The sequence below is a fragment of the Dyadobacter psychrophilus genome, assembly GCF_900167945.1.
GTDB lineage: Bacteria > Bacteroidota > Bacteroidia > Cytophagales > Spirosomataceae > Dyadobacter > Dyadobacter psychrophilus.
The window spans coordinates 169,715-184,943 of sequence record NZ_FUZA01000008.1; the positions used below are offsets into that span (position 1 = coordinate 169,715).

Here is a 15,229-nt window from a genome sequence, read left to right on the forward strand (position 1 = left end):
CATTAACCCATTTCCTTTCTTGCATTCAGATATCCCTTAATGACAGTAAATGTGGTGATCGCAAGGAAGAAAATGATGATATACTGAACATAGTCAACGATCCAGGGAAAGCGCTCGCCAAACAAATAGCCACCTCCCGTTAATGTTCCGATCCAGATCAGACCGCCGGCCACATTATTGATCATAAATGATGGCAACGACATTTTCACCAGTCCGGCCAGAATGGGTGCAAATGTACGCACAACCGGAAGGAAACGACTGATAATCAATGTCCTGCTGCCGTATTTATCAAAATATTTGCGCGTAGTTTCAATGTGTTTTTTCTTGAAAAAGAAAGAATCCGGCCTGTTCTCGAACATGTCGCCGAAGTATTTTCCAAAAATATAGCCGACTAGTGATCCCAAAACAGCCGCTGCAAACATGCATAACAGCAAAATGCCGATTGGAACATTCAGGATTCCTGTCCCGCAGAAAACGCCGGCCAGGAAAACCAGGTAGTCGCCTGGCAGAAAAAAAGCAAAGAATAACCCATTTTCGGCAAAAACGATAAACGTAATCACCAGCAGGCCGCCTGTGCGGATCAACTCTTCGGAATTAAGGATATATTGAAAAAACTCGGCAATTGAATTCATAATGCTGATTTAAAGGGCTAATCGGGACATAGGATCGCAATGCTGCCAAATTTAAGCATTTTCGGATAGTTCGAGCCAGCGCATTTCCTTATCCGCCTGACTTTCGGTCAATTCCTCAATCTGCTTTGACCATTGTGCCAGCTCCGCGTGCGAACCGCCTTCATGTAATTTGGCAACCAAAACCGCCTTCTGCTCCTCCATTTTGGCAATATCCGATTCCAATTGCTCCATTTCCTTCTGCTCTTTATAACTCAGCTTACGCTTTGGTGTAGCTGGTGCCACAGGAGCTGTCGCAACGGGAGCTGCTGTCTCCTTAACCGGCTGGATAACGTGTGTTGTATTGCTTTTGCCGCCATTAGCATTGGTTCCCGAAGATTTCTTCTCCGCTTCCTGCTCATCCTGATATTCACGCAGCTCGGTGTAATTTCCTGGAAAATCGCTGATTCTTCCTTCTCCTTCAAATACAAAAATGTGCTGTACCAGCCTGTCAAGGAAATAACGGTCGTGGGAAACGATTACCAGGCAGCCCGGAAAATTCAGTAAAAACTCTTCAAGAACATTCAAACTTGCAATGTCCAGATCATTCGTCGGTTCATCGAGAATGAGGAAATTAGGTTGTTTGATCAATATGAGAAGTAATTGCAACCTCCGCTTCTCCCCACCGCTCAGTTTGGAAATAAAATCATACTGTTTGGAAGGCGAAAACAAGAAGGCCTGCAACAAATGTCCAACCGTAACCGTTTCGCCGGTTCCGAGTTGCACCACCTCCGCCACATCTTTCACAATATCAATTACCCTTTGATTCTCATTGAAAACAAGATCTGATTGCTTATAGTATCCAAATTGGACCGTTTCACCCTTCACGATCTGACCCTTATCAGGCATTAGTTCGCCCGTAATCATGTTCAGGAGTGTGGACTTGCCCATCCCGTTCTGACCCACAATTCCAATGCGGTCGCCCTTACGGAATGTGTATTCAAAGTTTTTGATCAATTGTCTTTCACCAAATCCTTTGCTTACATTTTCCAGCTCAATGATCTTACTGCCCAGCCTTGAAGTCCGGACATTCAATTCCATTTGTGTATCAAACTTCTTCTGGCTTGCCTTTTCTTTCAGTTCTTCAAATGCATCCACGCGATATTTCGCCTTCGTCCCACGTGCTTTGGGCTGACGGCGGATCCAGTCAAGTTCTTTTCGCATTAAGTTGCGCGCCTTGTCAATGCCGGCAGCCTCCATTTCCTCTCTTTCGGCCTTTTTTTCCAAAAAGTAAGAGTAATTGCCTTTATAAGGATAAGCAGAACCGTGATCCAGTTCGAGCATTTGATTACAAACCGTGTCGAGGAAATACCGGTCGTGCGTTACTACCAAAAGTGTTGTATTGGATGTGTTGAGGTAATTTTCGAGCCATTCCACTGTATCCAGATCCAAATGGTTGGTAGGTTCATCCAGGATCAGCAAATCGGGATCTTCCAGCAGAACTTTCGCCATAGCTACACGCTTGCGCTGACCGCCGGATAATGTTCCAAAAAGGTTCTCCGTGTGGTGAATGCCAAGACGTCCCAGGATTTCCTTTGTCCGATATTCAAAATCCCAGGCATTGAACTTGTCCATATCTTCCATCACCTCCGCAAGCTCGTCGTGGTTATCGGTTTCAATGGCGTGCTCATAGCGCTTAACAACTTGTGCCACAGGATTATTGGAAGAAAAAATCACGTCAATCACCGAAAGGCTCTCATCAAAAGCCGGGCTTTGGTCCAGATAACCCACCCGAATGTCTTTGCGAATGCTCACTTCTCCTTCATCGGCCGGAATTTTTCCTGTAAGAATGTTCAGAAAAGTAGTCTTGCCCGTTCCGTTCGTTCCGATGAGTGCAACTTTATCTCCCCTGCTTATTCCAAAATTGATGTTTTTAAAAAGCCACTGATCGCCAAATGACTTCGCTATATTTTCTGCTGAAAGGTAATTCATGATTCAAAGTAAAATTCAATTCCTACAAAGGTAGGACAGATCTCAAACAACAAAGAAAAAATTCGTTTTGAAAGGGTAAATAGCATAATATTGCTCTTTATATTTAGTTATATGGTTCCATAGAACACATTTTAAATCATGTCCAAGCAATTTTTTTACCTATTCTCAACCGTTTTCCTTTGTTTTAACGCAGTAGCACAAGACGCAAATTTTAAGAATTACACTCAAAAAATAGGAGGTAGCCCCCAAGTTTATGATATGGTCGCGATTCCTGGCGGCGAGTTCATGATGGGAAGTCCTGATTCCGAAAAAGGCCGCAGGCCGGATGAAGGCCCTCAGCACAAAGTAAAAATCGAGCCCTTCTGGATGGGCAAAACAGAAGTCATTTGGGATATTTACGATCTATATGCCTTCAAAAACATGGAAAAGGAAATGGCCGCACGTCATCCGGATCCTGACAAAAGCGTTCAAAAAACCGACGCAAGCACCCGCCCAAGTCCTCCTTATGTAGATATGTCGTTTGGTATGGGAAGATCGGGCTATCCGGCGATCAACATGACGCAGTACGCAGCCATTCATTTTTGCAAATGGCTTTATGAGAAAACCGGTGTTTTTTACAGATTACCAACTGAGGCTGAGTGGGAATATGCCTGCCGCGCCGGATCAAAAACTGCTTACTCATTTGGTGCAGATGAATCGAAATTAGACGAATATGCGTGGCACCGCAAAAATAGCGATGCAGCTTATAAAAAGATCGGACAGAAAAAACCAAATGCGTTCGGCTTACACGATATGCACGGAAATGTGATGGAATGGACATTAGATCAATACATTCCGGATTACTATGCCAAACAACCTGCCGGAGAAAAATACGCACCTGTAACGGAGCTTTATCCAACAGCTGTTCGCGGCGGTTCCTGGGATGATGAGCCAGCAGACCTGCGTAGCGCAGCCCGCACAGCTTCGAAACCAGAATGGAAAATCCTTGATCCGCAGCTTCCTAAAAGCGAGTGGTGGATGACAAGTGCTTCTTTTGTTGGTTTCAGGGTGGTTAGGCCGCTTAAACAACCTTCGCAGGAGGAAATTAATGCTTATTACAGTCCAAAATTGATTGAAGATTATTGAGATCATATTTAAACTCTTAACGTAAAGGTAATGGAACAAAATAGACGTGATTTTTTAAAAGCATCGGGCTTGTTTGCTGGCGGTGCAATGCTGAATCCGGTTCGCGGATACGGCTTTAACAGTGCTGTCGATGAGACGATTAAGGTCGCTCTTATCGGTTGTGGCGGAAGAGGAACAGGTGCCGCTGCGCAAGCTTTGAGCACAACCCAGAATGTCCAGATCGTTGCGATGGCAGATGCTTTTAAGGACCGTCTGGATGAATCATACAAAAACCTGACTGCAAAAAAATACAAAAATGCAGCGGGAACGGTGGTTGATATTAAAACCAAAGTAGATGTGCCCGATGACCGTAAATTTGTAGGATTCGACGCATTCAAAAAAGCCATCGCTTTGAAAGACGTGGATGTTGTGATCTTAGCAACACCTCCGGGCTTTCGTCCTTCGCATTTTGAAGAGGCTGTAAAAAATAACAAGCACATTTTCATGGAAAAACCGGTTGCTACCGATGCACCGGGGATTCGTAAAGTGCTTGAAATTGCAGAAGAAGCTAAGAAAAAGAAATTGAATGTGGTTGTTGGTTTGCAACGCCACTATCAGGCAAACTATCTGGCGGCTATCAAGAGAATTCACGATGGCGCAATCGGAGACGTTGTAGGTGGACAGGTTTACTGGGTTGGCAGCAGCCCATGGATGAAGGAGCGCCAGCCGAACCAAACTGAGATGGAATACCAAATGAGAAACTGGTATTATTTCAACTGGCTTTGCGGTGACCACATTTCTGAGCAGCACGTGCACAACATTGACGTGGCTAACTGGGTGAAAAAAGGCTATCCTGTTTCAATTCAGGGCACGGGCGGTCGCGAAGTGCGTACGGGAAAAGCATATGGAGAGATTTTCGATCACCATACTTTGGATCTTGTTTACGCAGACGGAACCGTTATTTCAAGCCAATGCCGTCAGTTTGAAGGCACCTGGAATAAAGTTGATGAGGCTTTTGTAGGAACAAAAGGACGTATCGACAGTTTTGATGGTAAGAAAACAATCTTGAAAGATTACAAAGGTGGCGTGATTTATCAGCACGACGATAAAGGTGATAAAAATCCTTATCAGGTTGAGCACGACGAGTTGTTTGCTGCTATTGCGAAAGGTGAATACAAATTTGCTGATGCTGAAAATGGAGCAAAAAGTACAATGACAGCCATTATGGGCCGTATGGCGACTTATTCTGGTAAGATGATCAAGTGGGATGAAGCTTTCAATTCAGACATTAACCTGTTCCCGGACAAATTAGCCTGGGATGCTTCTCCAAAAATCCTTCCGGGCCCTGACGGACTTTATCCGGTTGCGGTTCCTGGTAAGACGCAGGTTATTTAAGATAAAATGCAGTAGAAAAGGGCTCTTAGGAGCCCTTTTCTGTTTGTAAGTTGTAAGAGAAATTTCTAAATTCGATAAGGAATGTCCATTTTGACGGAATTCAATTGTTGAACCAACGATATAGTCAGTGAAACTTGGCCTGAGAAACGCTGTGCTTATTCTGCTAACCGGTATGCTTTTGCTTGCGGTTGGTGCCTCACTTAGATCTGATCAACCAAAATTCAGTAATCCTGTTATCCTCACTGCCCTCGCTATTGAATTCGTTGGAACTATATGGCTAGTATTAAGCCTCAATCAAAGACGTAAACGCAATAAGATCTAGACTTTGCTGGCCCTGTTGCGAAGATAAAAATCAGCCAGAACCAATGCAGCCATAGCCTCTACGATAGGAACGGCGCGCGGCACCACACATGGATCGTGACGGCCCTTTCCCTGCACAATCGCAACGTCCCCATGCTGGTCAATGCTTTCCTGATCCTGCATAATGGTGGCAACCGGCTTGAATGCTACGCGGAAATAAATATCTTCCCCATTTGAAATACCACCTTGCACTCCGCCGGAATGGTTTGTCCGCGTATGCACTTTGTCCTCATTATCTATATAAAATGCATCATTATGCTGCGAACCCAGCAATGTGACGCCTTCAAAACCGCTTCCATACTCGAATCCTTTTACCGCATTAATGCTTAACATGGCCTTGCCCATTTCAGCATGCAGTTTGTCAAATACGGGTTCGCCCCAGCCTGCCGGAACGCCTGTAATGACGCAATTCACAACACCACCCACAGAATCTCCCTGCTTTCTCACCGAGTCGATGTAATCGAACATTTGCTGTGCCATCTCCGGATCGGGACAGCGAACAGCGTTGCTCTCTGTTAATGTCAGGTCGAGTTCTTTGTATGATTTTTCGAGTTTCAATGTCCCTACCTGTGAAACATATGACTGAATGCTCACGCCCAGATCGGCCAGAAGCAACTTAGCCAGTGCGCCGGCAGCAACTCTTGCAGCCGTTTCCCGCGCCGAACTCCTGCCACCGCCCCTATAATCACGCACTCCGTATTTAACCTGATATGTATAATCAGCATGCGAAGGACGGAACTGGGCAGCAATGTGAGAATAATCTTTGCTGCGCTGATCTTCATTTCTGATAATCAGTGCAATGGGTGTTCCTGTGGTTTTGCCTTCGAATACGCCTGAAAGCACTTCAAATTCGTCCGCTTCCTTGCGCTGCGTCGTGATCCTCGACTGGCCTGGCTTACGCCTTGTCAGCTCGCTTTGAATGAAGTCAGAATCGAAATTTACGCCCGCGGGGCATCCTTCTATAATCACACCGATTCCTGCTCCGTGCGATTCGCCGAATGTGGCTATCTTGAAAATCTTACCGTATGTACTTCCCATTAAATTTTACTTTCTGAATACCCAAACCATTGCTATCAGCAGAAGAATGACAATGCCGTTGGTGGTGTCTTTTAAAATCTTTTTATAATCTATTGATTCTTTGCTGCTATCTAAGCTTTCCAGGTTATCGTACAGCCCGGAGGAGCCGCTTAGTGATAAGTTGGCGAGCTTGTAGTCCTCTCCTTTCACAGAAAGCATTTTAGCGGACCTTAATGTATCATATTTTGCTTTTGCTGAATTGAAATACACCCATTGAAAATATCTTCCCAAAGGAAACTCTCCATCTTTTCTTGGAACAACAAAGTAATCGAAAGTTTTCTCCCCAATCACACTCTGATAACTCCTTTTAATGATTTGGCTGACTTCCGGCGGATAAATGTCAAACGTTGAGCTGGTTTGGATCGTTGGTGCCGGAATCGCTGCAATGTTTCCAACCCCTTCGACCTTGAACATATAACGCACGCTTTCACCCGGATAAACGAGTTCGCTCGACAGATTCTCTTTCAGGCCATATTGCCCAACAGCCACTTGATCACGAAGCGGATGATCGGGTAACTGACGCACGGAAATTGTCGCTTTATTCGATCTAAAAGATTTGATGACCTTGCGCTCAACATTGACTGCCTTGCTATTATCAATCACAAGCATCTGTAATGCTATGGATGGAAAAACAATATCTTCTGTTGTAATCGGGAATAGGCGCGCTTGATACATGTTATATTCCGTATAGCGGCGCCCCCTGATGGTCACCTTGCGTTTGACAATTTCCTCGATGCCCACATTCTCTTCCCAGCAATTGCCTGGCCGTAATTGTTTCAAAATGGATTGCAGCTGTTCATTGAAGCGGTAAAATTCCATTTGGACAGGAGCATTTTCGGCAATATAGAGCGAAATGCGAAGCGCGAAGCCTTCCCGTATATAGATTGCTTTTTTATCGGTTTGTACCGAGAGAAATATCCCATCACCTGTATCTTCTACCTCTGTCTCGAATGGAGGGCTTACAACGGCAGAAAGTGCCTCGCCAGGGCCCGTGGACTTTGAGAAGACTACCATTGTCTCCTCTGATTTTAGTTTAAGTGTGTTAACAGTGATGACAAATTCAGGAATAAGATAGTTACCCGGTTTGGTTGCATAATATTCCTGCGTGATAGTTTGTATTACAACTTTCTTTCCATCCACCGTACTGATTGCACTCGTAGCGGATTTGCTCCGCTTTTCCAGGCCATTAATTTCAGGAAAAATAACCGCCGGACGCGTTTCGGCGTCACGCAAAACAACAGATATAAGAAAAGGTTGATCCAGTGAAAGATTTTTGGATCCAAGTTCGATCGTGGAGGCGTCATTAATTGTCTGGGCACAAAGCGTACCAGAAAAACACAAAATAATATTTAATAACGCATATAATTTCATTAAATATTTTCGTTAACTTTATTAGGAATTGCCGTGATCAGATGTTTTTGGCTTGATTCTTAGATAAATTATTCACGTCCCTAAACCACAAAACTACATAATACTATGGCCTCGATGCTTGAATACATTAAAATTATTCTGCAAAAAGTTAGCTTCGACCGCAGATTGTTTGAAAAGGAACTTAGAAAAGCAATTCGTATGTTGATGCCCGCTGAGGTGAGACGTTTAAGACAATGGTGTTACGATAACTACGGAACGATACATTTACCAGTACTTAATACTTGCTTTGCACGCCTGTCATCATTAGGCTAGAATGAAAAAAAATTAAATGAAAGAGGCCGCTTGGATATCCAAGCGGCCTCTTTCATTATGATCTGTTTACTATTGCTTTTTCTTTGGAGCTGGTTTCTTTCCAGCCGCCGCAGCCGGCTGAGCAGTTTCCTGTGTAGGAGCCACTGCTAATCCCAATGCTTCTTTTGCAGATGCATTGTCCGGATCAACCTTCAATAGCTTCTCCCAGTATTCCTTAGACTTAGCTTCGTCTTTCAACGTAGTTTGTGCGTGGAATGCCAGATAACCATAAGCCAATTTCAGATAAGACTTGTATTTGCTTGGATCTGGATCCTTTTCAGCAAGTTCTGTCAATTTCAGGTAGTAAGGCTGAGAAATGCCTTTATCTACATTTTCTTGTCTGTCATACGCATTGTAAAGCGTACTTGCTCTCCAATAATATCCATATGGCCATTCAGGAAGCTTCTGTGTTACCGTTGCAAAAATAGAATCTGCTTTCAGGAACAATGCTTTTCTCTCCAGAGAAATCTTAGCGCTGTCTGCATAGTTGGAGTCTGCCGCAGTTGGAAGCACTTTCGCTGTTGCCATCTGGAAGTTAGACAATCCAGTGTAATAGTAGTCGTTTGCACTTGCTTTCGCAGTGTCCAATGCGATACCTTTTTCGAAAGTTGCCGCAGCATTCGGGAAGTCTTTTGCAGCATAGTACAATGCAGCCACCTCTTTGTAAGCTGTTGCAGCTTCGGCTTTGCTCGTATCCATGTCAGCGCCTTTCAAAATGTAAGCTACACCAGTTGAATCATAACCTTTTCCGTCTGTTACTTTCTGATTGTAAGCACGACCCAAGTATTTGTAGTCATCACCTATTACTTTATCCGGAGCAACTTTCAAGAATTCAGTCAAGTTCTGAATTGCTTCGTCAGGCTTGTTTGTCTTGAAATAAGACCAGCCATACATACGCAATGTGATCGGGTTGTTGATCTTGCCCTTAATCTCTTCAAGCAATTGCAATGATTTGCCGTAATCGTCTGCTGTAAAAGCAAACTGCGCAGCGCGCAATTTCATTTCAGGATCAGTAGTTCCGCTTTTCTGAATAAACAAGTCGAAGTTTTCAGCCGCTTGTTTGTATTTCTGAGCTAAGAAGTACAATTCAGCAAGGTCTTTATAAGCAGGTGCAAAGTTAGGATCTGCGTCAATTGCCTTTTTGTAATTTTCAAGCGCCAGGTTATAGTTTTTACCGCGCAGGTAGATTGATCCGATTGCATTGTGAGCAGCTGCGTAGTTTGGTTTTGCAGTCAATGCATACTCGTATGCAGTTACAGCAGCACCACCTTCATTACGCAACATCAATGCGTCACCTTTTGCAAGATAAGCATCCGCAAGATTTTTATCTCTCTTAACAGCTTCGTCCAAAAGTCTGATCGCCTCAGCAGGATCGTTATTTTTTTCAAACAATGTGTAAGCTTCTCCTATTCTGAAAAGAACCTCTGCATCTTTTTTCTTTTTCTTCTCAGCTTCGTCAAAAAGTTCTTTTGCTTTCGCTTTTTCACCTTTTGCAAGTGCCACTGTGCCTTGTCCTACCTTGTTAAGGTAAGATTTGTCATCAATTGTCAAACCTTTATCAAAGGCTTTTTGCGCTTCATCCAGTTGGTTGGTTTTTATATAGTAATAACCAAGGTAATATTGGTTATCAGCAGAAGGCGTTGTTTCTGCGAGTTTTTTGAATAAATCGCCCGCTTCATTGTAACGTTCACCGTTAATCAATGCTAAGCCATCCTGCGTCGTTTGTGCGTGTAAATTAACAAACGCTAATAAACCAATTACCAGTGCTACTAATTTCATTCTCATGTTTCTGTTCATTTTTTACCCGGTTAAAATAATGATAAAAAATTTGGCTTTCCAATAACAAGTCCCAAATCTTAAGTTGTATTACACTTATTAAAAATTCTTCCCCGTGGTTATTTCAAGCTCCCTAGGGTAAGGTACAGTTGGCAATAAGCCCATTTTTTGGATTATCAACCCACCTACATCCCGTGCGATGTAAGTCATTAACCCGCCTCCCAATCCCGAGTATCCTTCACGGCTGATGATATACAAGTCCCGGTGGAGGGGATATCTTTTAAATTCGAGTCCTCCCTGAAAAGGCTGAATGTAACTGGCCAGCGAATCGGAGTTTGCCTTCTGCGCGACACCCATTACGTGGATTCCCTTCGAAAGTTCCTCCGATGCCAGTGAATGTCCGTCGCTTATCCAATTGACACCTATAAATCCCAAGTGCAATGGGTTGGAGCGAACATCCTTTATTACATTCTCGTTCGAACCAGATGAAATAATACGCAAACGTTGAATATCGGTAATCCCAAACTTATTGAGGACGAAATTGAGGTTGCTCGCATTAGCATTATCAAACACCAATGTGATCAGACCTTTCTGGTTTCCGCCTTTCAACTGAGACCAATCAGTGATTTTCCCTTCCAGGATCGCCTTTATTTCCGGCATGGTAATCAGGCTGTCCGCATTAGATTTACTAATTACCAAAGCAAGACCGTCTGTTGCTATATGCTGGAATTTATAGGATCCTTTCTGCTTTTTGATGATCTCCGTTTCCTTTTCATTCAGTTGCCTGGTTGCAAAAATGATCCTCGCGCTGTCTTGCAACAACTGGCGAATCGCTTCCTGCTCAGGCTTGTAATCTAATTTGAAATGCGTATTCGGGTAAATTCCCTCGTAAGCATTGGTTAGTGCATTTACCAGCGGTTTGAATGATTCGTCCGAGGCAATTGTGATTGTTCCCTGCCTGGGGTTATCAAGATCACCATTAGAACCACCGCAACCTAGCAAGCTCAGAAACGCTACTGATGTGCCGAGCATTATTCCGGCTGACCAAAATTTCATAGTTCTTTTTGATTTCTTCTTCTCCAAACCCTGTAACCTCTGTAAGCTCCGTACAAAATAAGTGTGCCAGCAAAGGCATTCCTCGCCAGACTGCCAACAGGTAACAACCTAAAAGACAAGGAGGAGAGGATCAAAAAGACCCCTCCTCCTATGTATGTCAGAGCCATTAACACAGAGGTTAGATCACCGATCTTCTCATGCAATGGTTTTTCCCTCATGAGTTACTCCAGTTGGAAATTGATTGGCAGGTTGTACTTAACACGAACCGCACGTCCTGACTGCTTTCCTGGTTTCCACTTCGGCATTGCTTTCACAACACGGATAGCTTCTTCATCGCAACCAAAACCAAGTCCTTTCAATACCGCCACATCTTGGATACTTCCATCCGTATTTACAACGAATGACATAAACACCCTTCCTGAAACGTTGGCACGTGAAGCCGCACTTGGGTATTTGATATTCTTACCTAAATACTTGTACATTTCAGCCGTACCACCTGGAAACTCAGGCTGCTGCTCAACAACGGTAAAAACCTTTTCCGGTTCTGGTGCTGCTTCTACAACGGTTCCTTTGCTTGGTGCCGCTACTGCTTCCGGAGCAACAATGATCTCGTTCGCGTTTGGATCTCCTTCAATTGTTTTATCCGCAACAACAGCTTCTTTAATTTCTTCTACTGTTGGTGGTGGCACCTCTTCAGGTACTTCCTCGTCCTTTTTTACCTCAGGAGGCAAGAACTTCACCGTATTCACCTTAGGTTGTTCAACCGGCGGCGGTGGTGGCGGTGGTGGTTCTGCCGGATCTATTGGCGGCGGTGGTATTTTCATTAAATCCACTTCAACCATTGCAACCTCTTCTTCCTCGCCAGCCGACAGTTTATTAATAATTGACGGTGTAAACATTGCAAGAACAAAGAGAGCCGCTCCGATCAAGGTAGCCTTCGTCACATCGGCACGATAGCCCCGACGAAGTGAAAATGCTCCGTACGCCTTATTACGATCAGCAAACACTATATCATCCAGTGTAGCATTCGGGCCTATTTCTGCCATGGCGCTTTGAATTTGATTTGATTAATTATTATTTCTCTTCGATTTTGTCACCAAGGAGCTTTTTCTCTGAATCTGTCAGAGTCTCCACAAGTGCGTATCTCTTTGATTTGGTAATCGCCATTTCATCAAGTACGTCAACCATGTTCTTATAGGTCGATACTGGTGTTGGCTTAATTACCACAACAAAAGGATCGTTACCTTTTTCATCCTTCGGGTTTGCAGCATTAATGCGCTTTGCAGAAGCAAAAATCACACTTCTCAAATCGAACCCGTAGCGGGTTGTTTTCAAAGATGCTTCTGCTTTATCATCATCCGCAGCTACTCCGTCAAGATAATATACATCGTCGTTGGCTCCCATGAACAGGGTCAACACTTTCGACGCTTTTAACGGTTCAGTTTTTTCCTGGTCCTTCTCATCAGTCTTATCAGGCACAGCCAACGTCATGGATGTCGGTTTCGACATTGTCGTTGCTAGCATGAAAAAAGTGATAAGCAAGAATCCCAAGTCCACCATTGGAGTCATGTCCACGCGAGTGGACATCTTCTTGGCCCGAACCTTACCGTCGCCTTTGCCATGCCCACCACCACCGGATTCTTCAATTGCTGCCATTTTTTCTTCTTATTAAAATGATCCCTTTTGTTAAAACTAATCGTTCGTGTAGCCGGCAGGCGCTTGTTCGCTACCTGTGATCAGGTTGAACTTGTTAATATTCTGCGACTGTAAGTTAGACAACACATCTTTGAAAACCGGGAACTTAGAAAGGTTGTCGCCTTTCAATGCGATTCTCAATTGGTTGTTGGCCTTACGAGCTGCATAAACCCAGTCAGCCAGTTCACTTGCTCCTGTTGAGTCAACAGGAATACCTGGTTGCTTCACATTAGGCATTTGTTCTTTCGACATGTTCAACCAAGGTTTCAACTGAGCCAACGGAAATCCAAAGCTTGATTGCAATGCAAATTTTGCTTTTTCAGTTTCCGTGAACGTGATCCCTTTTGACTGGCCTATGTTTTCAAGCATTGCTGCCCTAACCGGTTTTGCATCCACTCCAAAGAACACTTTGCCCGCTTTGTCAATACTAATGACCATAATGTCATCATCCGGAACTTTTATTTGCGAAATGGAAGAGGGAGTTGTAATCTCCGCTTCATTCGACTTAAAAGTTGCCGTCATGATAAAGAACGTCAGTAGTAAGAACGCTACGTCAGTCATCGCTGTCATATCCGTATGCGGCGCATGCTTCTTAGGTCTTACCTTTCCCATAGCAAATATATAAGTTTTTTGTATATTAACGAAACTTTCATATTAATAGTTCAGAAAACTATTAATAATGTGTAGCAAAGTTTGATTGAAGGCTCAGGCCGATTTCATCAATGCTATAAGTAAGGTCGTCAACACGGCTGTTCAGGTAAGCGTATGAGATTGTTGCGATTGCAGAAGTACCGATACCAAGTGCCGTATTGATAAGGGCCTCAGAGATACCTGTTGCAAGTGCAGCTGAGTCAGGAGAACCTGATGTACCAAGAGCCGCGAAGGCTTTGATCATACCGATTACCGTTCCAAGAAGTGCCAAAAGTGTAGATGCACCCGCAAGTGTCGCGATAATGGTAAGGTTTTTCTGAAGCATTGGAAGTTCAAGCGTTGTAGCTTCTTCGATTTCTTTCTGAAGTGCTGCAAGCTTCTGCTCTTTGTCAAGGGCAGTTTCAGTAGTCAATTGCTTATATTTCAAAAGACCTGCTTTGATAACATTACCAACAGATCCTTTTTGTCTGTCACATTCTTTAATTGCTTCTTCGATTTGGTTTTTGTCAAGAAGGCCTCTCAACTTCACAACGAATGAATCGATGCTTCCAGATCCCTGAGCTTTGTTCAAAGTGATCAAACGCTCGATTGTAAATGTTAAAACGATCAGGAAACAAGTCATCAAAATTGGTACGATAGGACCTCCTTTGTAAACGATTCCGTAGTAATCACCATCGATTGGGCCTTTTGCGTGATCGCCGTCTTTAAAGTGTTCGGGAGCTCCCAGAACGAAAATGTAAACGCATAATGCAATCGCAAATAGTAGAGGGATTACCAATGCCGGGTTCAAACCGCCTTTGCCTTTTGTTGCTGCCGCAGCAGGCTTTGGAGCTGGTGCCGGACTTGTAGCTTTCTTTTCCATCAGACTTACTTTTAAAGGTTAAATTGAGATTTTGGTTGTGAATTAAATAAAACTTTTGGTTAAAACTGGATTTGGTAAAATAAAATTTTGACCGCGTTTTGGATAATAGCCTTCTACAAAAGTATGAGTTTTCCTTTTAAAAAAAAGCAAGCATTTCGTCAGTTTTTTTCTCAGAATTTTTGACATAGCTCGTAGAAATTGCATATTTTAAAGAAACCCGGACATTCAATTTTCTAAATTATTCTCGATTTTATGCTGATTAAGAATCATATGCAAGCAAGATTCAAATTTATACATAATTGTACTCTTTATGATAATCTCTGCTAACATGTTTTTCAAAGTGACCAATTGTAGTTCAAAATATTTCAACAATCCCTTAGAAAAGCAAATATTATTTTTCTCCTACTATTAGCTAAACAACAATTTTAAAATTCGGATAACCAACATTTTATGCTGTTTGGCAAATTTTACTAAAACAACAGAAACAAGAGGCCGGTTTCATCAGCTGTTCGCAGGGCTTCTTGAATAAATTACCACCACGGAAAACAGAATCGCAAAAATCCGGTAATTTTGACTTCCGTTTCAAGCCTCAACGGTAACTTAACAAATTCATAACACAATGAAAATCGACAAAGAGTCTCTTAAAAAAATAGCCCATCTGGCCCGATTGGAAATAAAACCAGAAGAAGAAGAGGGCCTTCTTAAGAGTATGGATTCCGTTTTAACGTGGATGGAGCAGTTGAATGAGGTTGATACCGAAGGCGTGGAACCTCTGACTCATATCCTTAGCGAGGTCAATAACTGGCGTGAAGATGTAGGTGTAAATACGATGAGCCGGGAGGAGGCACTTGCAAATGCGCCTGCCAAAAACACATCCTATATAATGGTCCCCAAGGTAATTGAGTAATGAATAGGACACTTTGCCCCTCCT

Annotated in this window: 14 protein-coding genes; 4 read left to right on the forward strand and 10 right to left on the reverse strand. The window is 43.3% G+C overall.

The genetic code is table 11. The annotated features are described in order from the left end of the window. Positions 1 to 2 precede the first annotated feature (2 nt). A complete protein-coding gene (locus tag B5X68_RS24130) occupies positions 3 to 632 on the reverse strand; it encodes a DedA family protein (protein WP_082217331.1) in 630 nt (209 codons plus the stop codon). 51 nt (positions 633 to 683) lie between these two features. After that, entirely contained in the window at positions 684 to 2,600 is a 1,917-nt protein-coding gene (locus B5X68_RS24135; RefSeq protein WP_082217332.1) for an ABC-F family ATP-binding cassette domain-containing protein, read from the reverse strand. Positions 2,601 to 2,738: 138 nt separating this feature from the next. Between B5X68_RS24135 and B5X68_RS24140 the strand changes: the two genes are divergently transcribed. Beyond that, positions 2,739 to 3,725: a formylglycine-generating enzyme family protein gene (locus B5X68_RS24140; protein WP_082217333.1), complete on the forward strand. Its 987-nt coding sequence runs from the start codon at positions 2,739 to 2,741 to the stop codon at positions 3,723 to 3,725. Between the two features lie 30 nt (positions 3,726 to 3,755). Continuing rightward, complete coding sequence (locus tag B5X68_RS24145; RefSeq protein ID WP_082217334.1) at positions 3,756 to 5,099, forward strand: Gfo/Idh/MocA family protein; 1,344 nt, start codon at positions 3,756 to 3,758, stop codon at positions 5,097 to 5,099. A 318-nt stretch (positions 5,100 to 5,417) separates the two neighbouring features. On the opposite strand, the gene aroC is transcribed toward B5X68_RS24145, so the two are convergent. Next, complete coding sequence (gene aroC, locus B5X68_RS24155) at positions 5,418 to 6,497, reverse strand: chorismate synthase (RefSeq protein ID WP_082217336.1); 1,080 nt, start codon at positions 6,495 to 6,497, stop codon at positions 5,418 to 5,420. A gap of 6 nt (positions 6,498 to 6,503) precedes the next feature. Continuing rightward, the gene (locus B5X68_RS24160; RefSeq protein WP_082217337.1) at positions 6,504 to 7,907 is read right to left on the reverse strand and encodes a BatD family protein; all 1,404 of its coding nucleotides are present in this window, start codon (positions 7,905 to 7,907) and stop codon (positions 6,504 to 6,506) included. A 105-nt stretch (positions 7,908 to 8,012) separates the two neighbouring features. On the opposite strand from B5X68_RS24160, the gene B5X68_RS29280 reads away from it, so the two are divergent. Then, a complete protein-coding gene (locus B5X68_RS29280; protein WP_082217338.1) occupies positions 8,013 to 8,219 on the forward strand; it encodes a hypothetical protein in 207 nt (68 codons plus the stop codon). A 69-nt stretch (positions 8,220 to 8,288) separates the two neighbouring features. On the opposite strand, the gene B5X68_RS24170 is transcribed toward B5X68_RS29280, so the two are convergent. The 6 genes from B5X68_RS24170 to B5X68_RS24200 form a co-directional block, all read right to left on the reverse strand. Further along, positions 8,289 to 10,037, reverse strand: a complete 1,749-nt coding sequence (locus B5X68_RS24170; RefSeq protein ID WP_229208547.1) for a tetratricopeptide repeat protein — start codon at positions 10,035 to 10,037, stop codon at positions 8,289 to 8,291. A 96-nt stretch (positions 10,038 to 10,133) separates the two neighbouring features. After that, complete coding sequence (locus tag B5X68_RS24175; protein ID WP_082217340.1) at positions 10,134 to 11,090, reverse strand: substrate-binding domain-containing protein; 957 nt, start codon at positions 11,088 to 11,090, stop codon at positions 10,134 to 10,136. Between the two features lie 221 nt (positions 11,091 to 11,311). Beyond that, entirely contained in the window at positions 11,312 to 12,136 is an 825-nt protein-coding gene (locus tag B5X68_RS24185) for an energy transducer TonB (RefSeq protein WP_082217342.1), read from the reverse strand. 28 nt (positions 12,137 to 12,164) lie between these two features. After that, positions 12,165 to 12,746 (reverse strand): ExbD/TolR family protein, encoded by a 582-nt coding sequence (locus B5X68_RS24190; RefSeq protein ID WP_082217343.1) that lies wholly within the window; start codon positions 12,744 to 12,746, stop codon positions 12,165 to 12,167. Positions 12,747 to 12,782: 36 nt separating this feature from the next. Further along, entirely contained in the window at positions 12,783 to 13,397 is a 615-nt protein-coding gene (locus tag B5X68_RS24195; RefSeq protein ID WP_082217344.1) for an ExbD/TolR family protein, read from the reverse strand. A 61-nt stretch (positions 13,398 to 13,458) separates the two neighbouring features. Then, positions 13,459 to 14,298: a MotA/TolQ/ExbB proton channel family protein gene (locus B5X68_RS24200; protein ID WP_082217345.1), complete on the reverse strand. Its 840-nt coding sequence runs from the start codon at positions 14,296 to 14,298 to the stop codon at positions 13,459 to 13,461. A gap of 619 nt (positions 14,299 to 14,917) precedes the next feature. On the opposite strand from B5X68_RS24200, the gene gatC reads away from it, so the two are divergent. Continuing rightward, positions 14,918 to 15,205 (forward strand): Asp-tRNA(Asn)/Glu-tRNA(Gln) amidotransferase subunit GatC, encoded by a 288-nt coding sequence (gene gatC / locus B5X68_RS24205; protein ID WP_082217346.1) that lies wholly within the window; start codon positions 14,918 to 14,920, stop codon positions 15,203 to 15,205. Positions 15,206 to 15,229: the final 24 nt, after the last annotated feature.

Excerpts from the sequence above, each read along its gene's own strand:
- B5X68_RS24130 (WP_082217331.1), bottom strand. The coding sequence starts at position 632 with ATGAATTCAATTGCCGAGTTTTTTCAATATATCCTTAATTCCGAAGAG.
- B5X68_RS24135 (WP_082217332.1), bottom strand. The coding sequence starts at position 2,600 with ATGAATTACCTTTCAGCAGAAAATATAGCGAAGTCATTTGGCGATCAG.
- B5X68_RS24140 (WP_082217333.1), top strand. The coding sequence starts at position 2,739 with ATGTCCAAGCAATTTTTTTACCTATTCTCAACCGTTTTCCTTTGTTTT.
- B5X68_RS24145 (WP_082217334.1), top strand. The coding sequence starts at position 3,756 with ATGGAACAAAATAGACGTGATTTTTTAAAAGCATCGGGCTTGTTTGCT.
- aroC (WP_082217336.1), bottom strand. The coding sequence starts at position 6,497 with ATGGGAAGTACATACGGTAAGATTTTCAAGATAGCCACATTCGGCGAA.
- B5X68_RS24160 (WP_082217337.1), bottom strand. The coding sequence starts at position 7,907 with ATGAAATTATATGCGTTATTAAATATTATTTTGTGTTTTTCTGGTACG.
- B5X68_RS29280 (WP_082217338.1), top strand. The coding sequence starts at position 8,013 with ATGGCCTCGATGCTTGAATACATTAAAATTATTCTGCAAAAAGTTAGC.
- B5X68_RS24170 (WP_229208547.1), bottom strand. The coding sequence starts at position 10,037 with ATGAAATTAGTAGCACTGGTAATTGGTTTATTAGCGTTTGTTAATTTA.
- B5X68_RS24175 (WP_082217340.1), bottom strand. The coding sequence starts at position 11,090 with ATGAAATTTTGGTCAGCCGGAATAATGCTCGGCACATCAGTAGCGTTT.
- B5X68_RS24185 (WP_082217342.1), bottom strand. The coding sequence starts at position 12,136 with ATGGCAGAAATAGGCCCGAATGCTACACTGGATGATATAGTGTTTGCT.
- B5X68_RS24190 (WP_082217343.1), bottom strand. The coding sequence starts at position 12,746 with ATGGCAGCAATTGAAGAATCCGGTGGTGGTGGGCATGGCAAAGGCGAC.
- B5X68_RS24195 (WP_082217344.1), bottom strand. The coding sequence starts at position 13,397 with ATGGGAAAGGTAAGACCTAAGAAGCATGCGCCGCATACGGATATGACA.
- B5X68_RS24200 (WP_082217345.1), bottom strand. The coding sequence starts at position 14,298 with ATGGAAAAGAAAGCTACAAGTCCGGCACCAGCTCCAAAGCCTGCTGCG.
- gatC (WP_082217346.1), top strand. The coding sequence starts at position 14,918 with ATGAAAATCGACAAAGAGTCTCTTAAAAAAATAGCCCATCTGGCCCGA.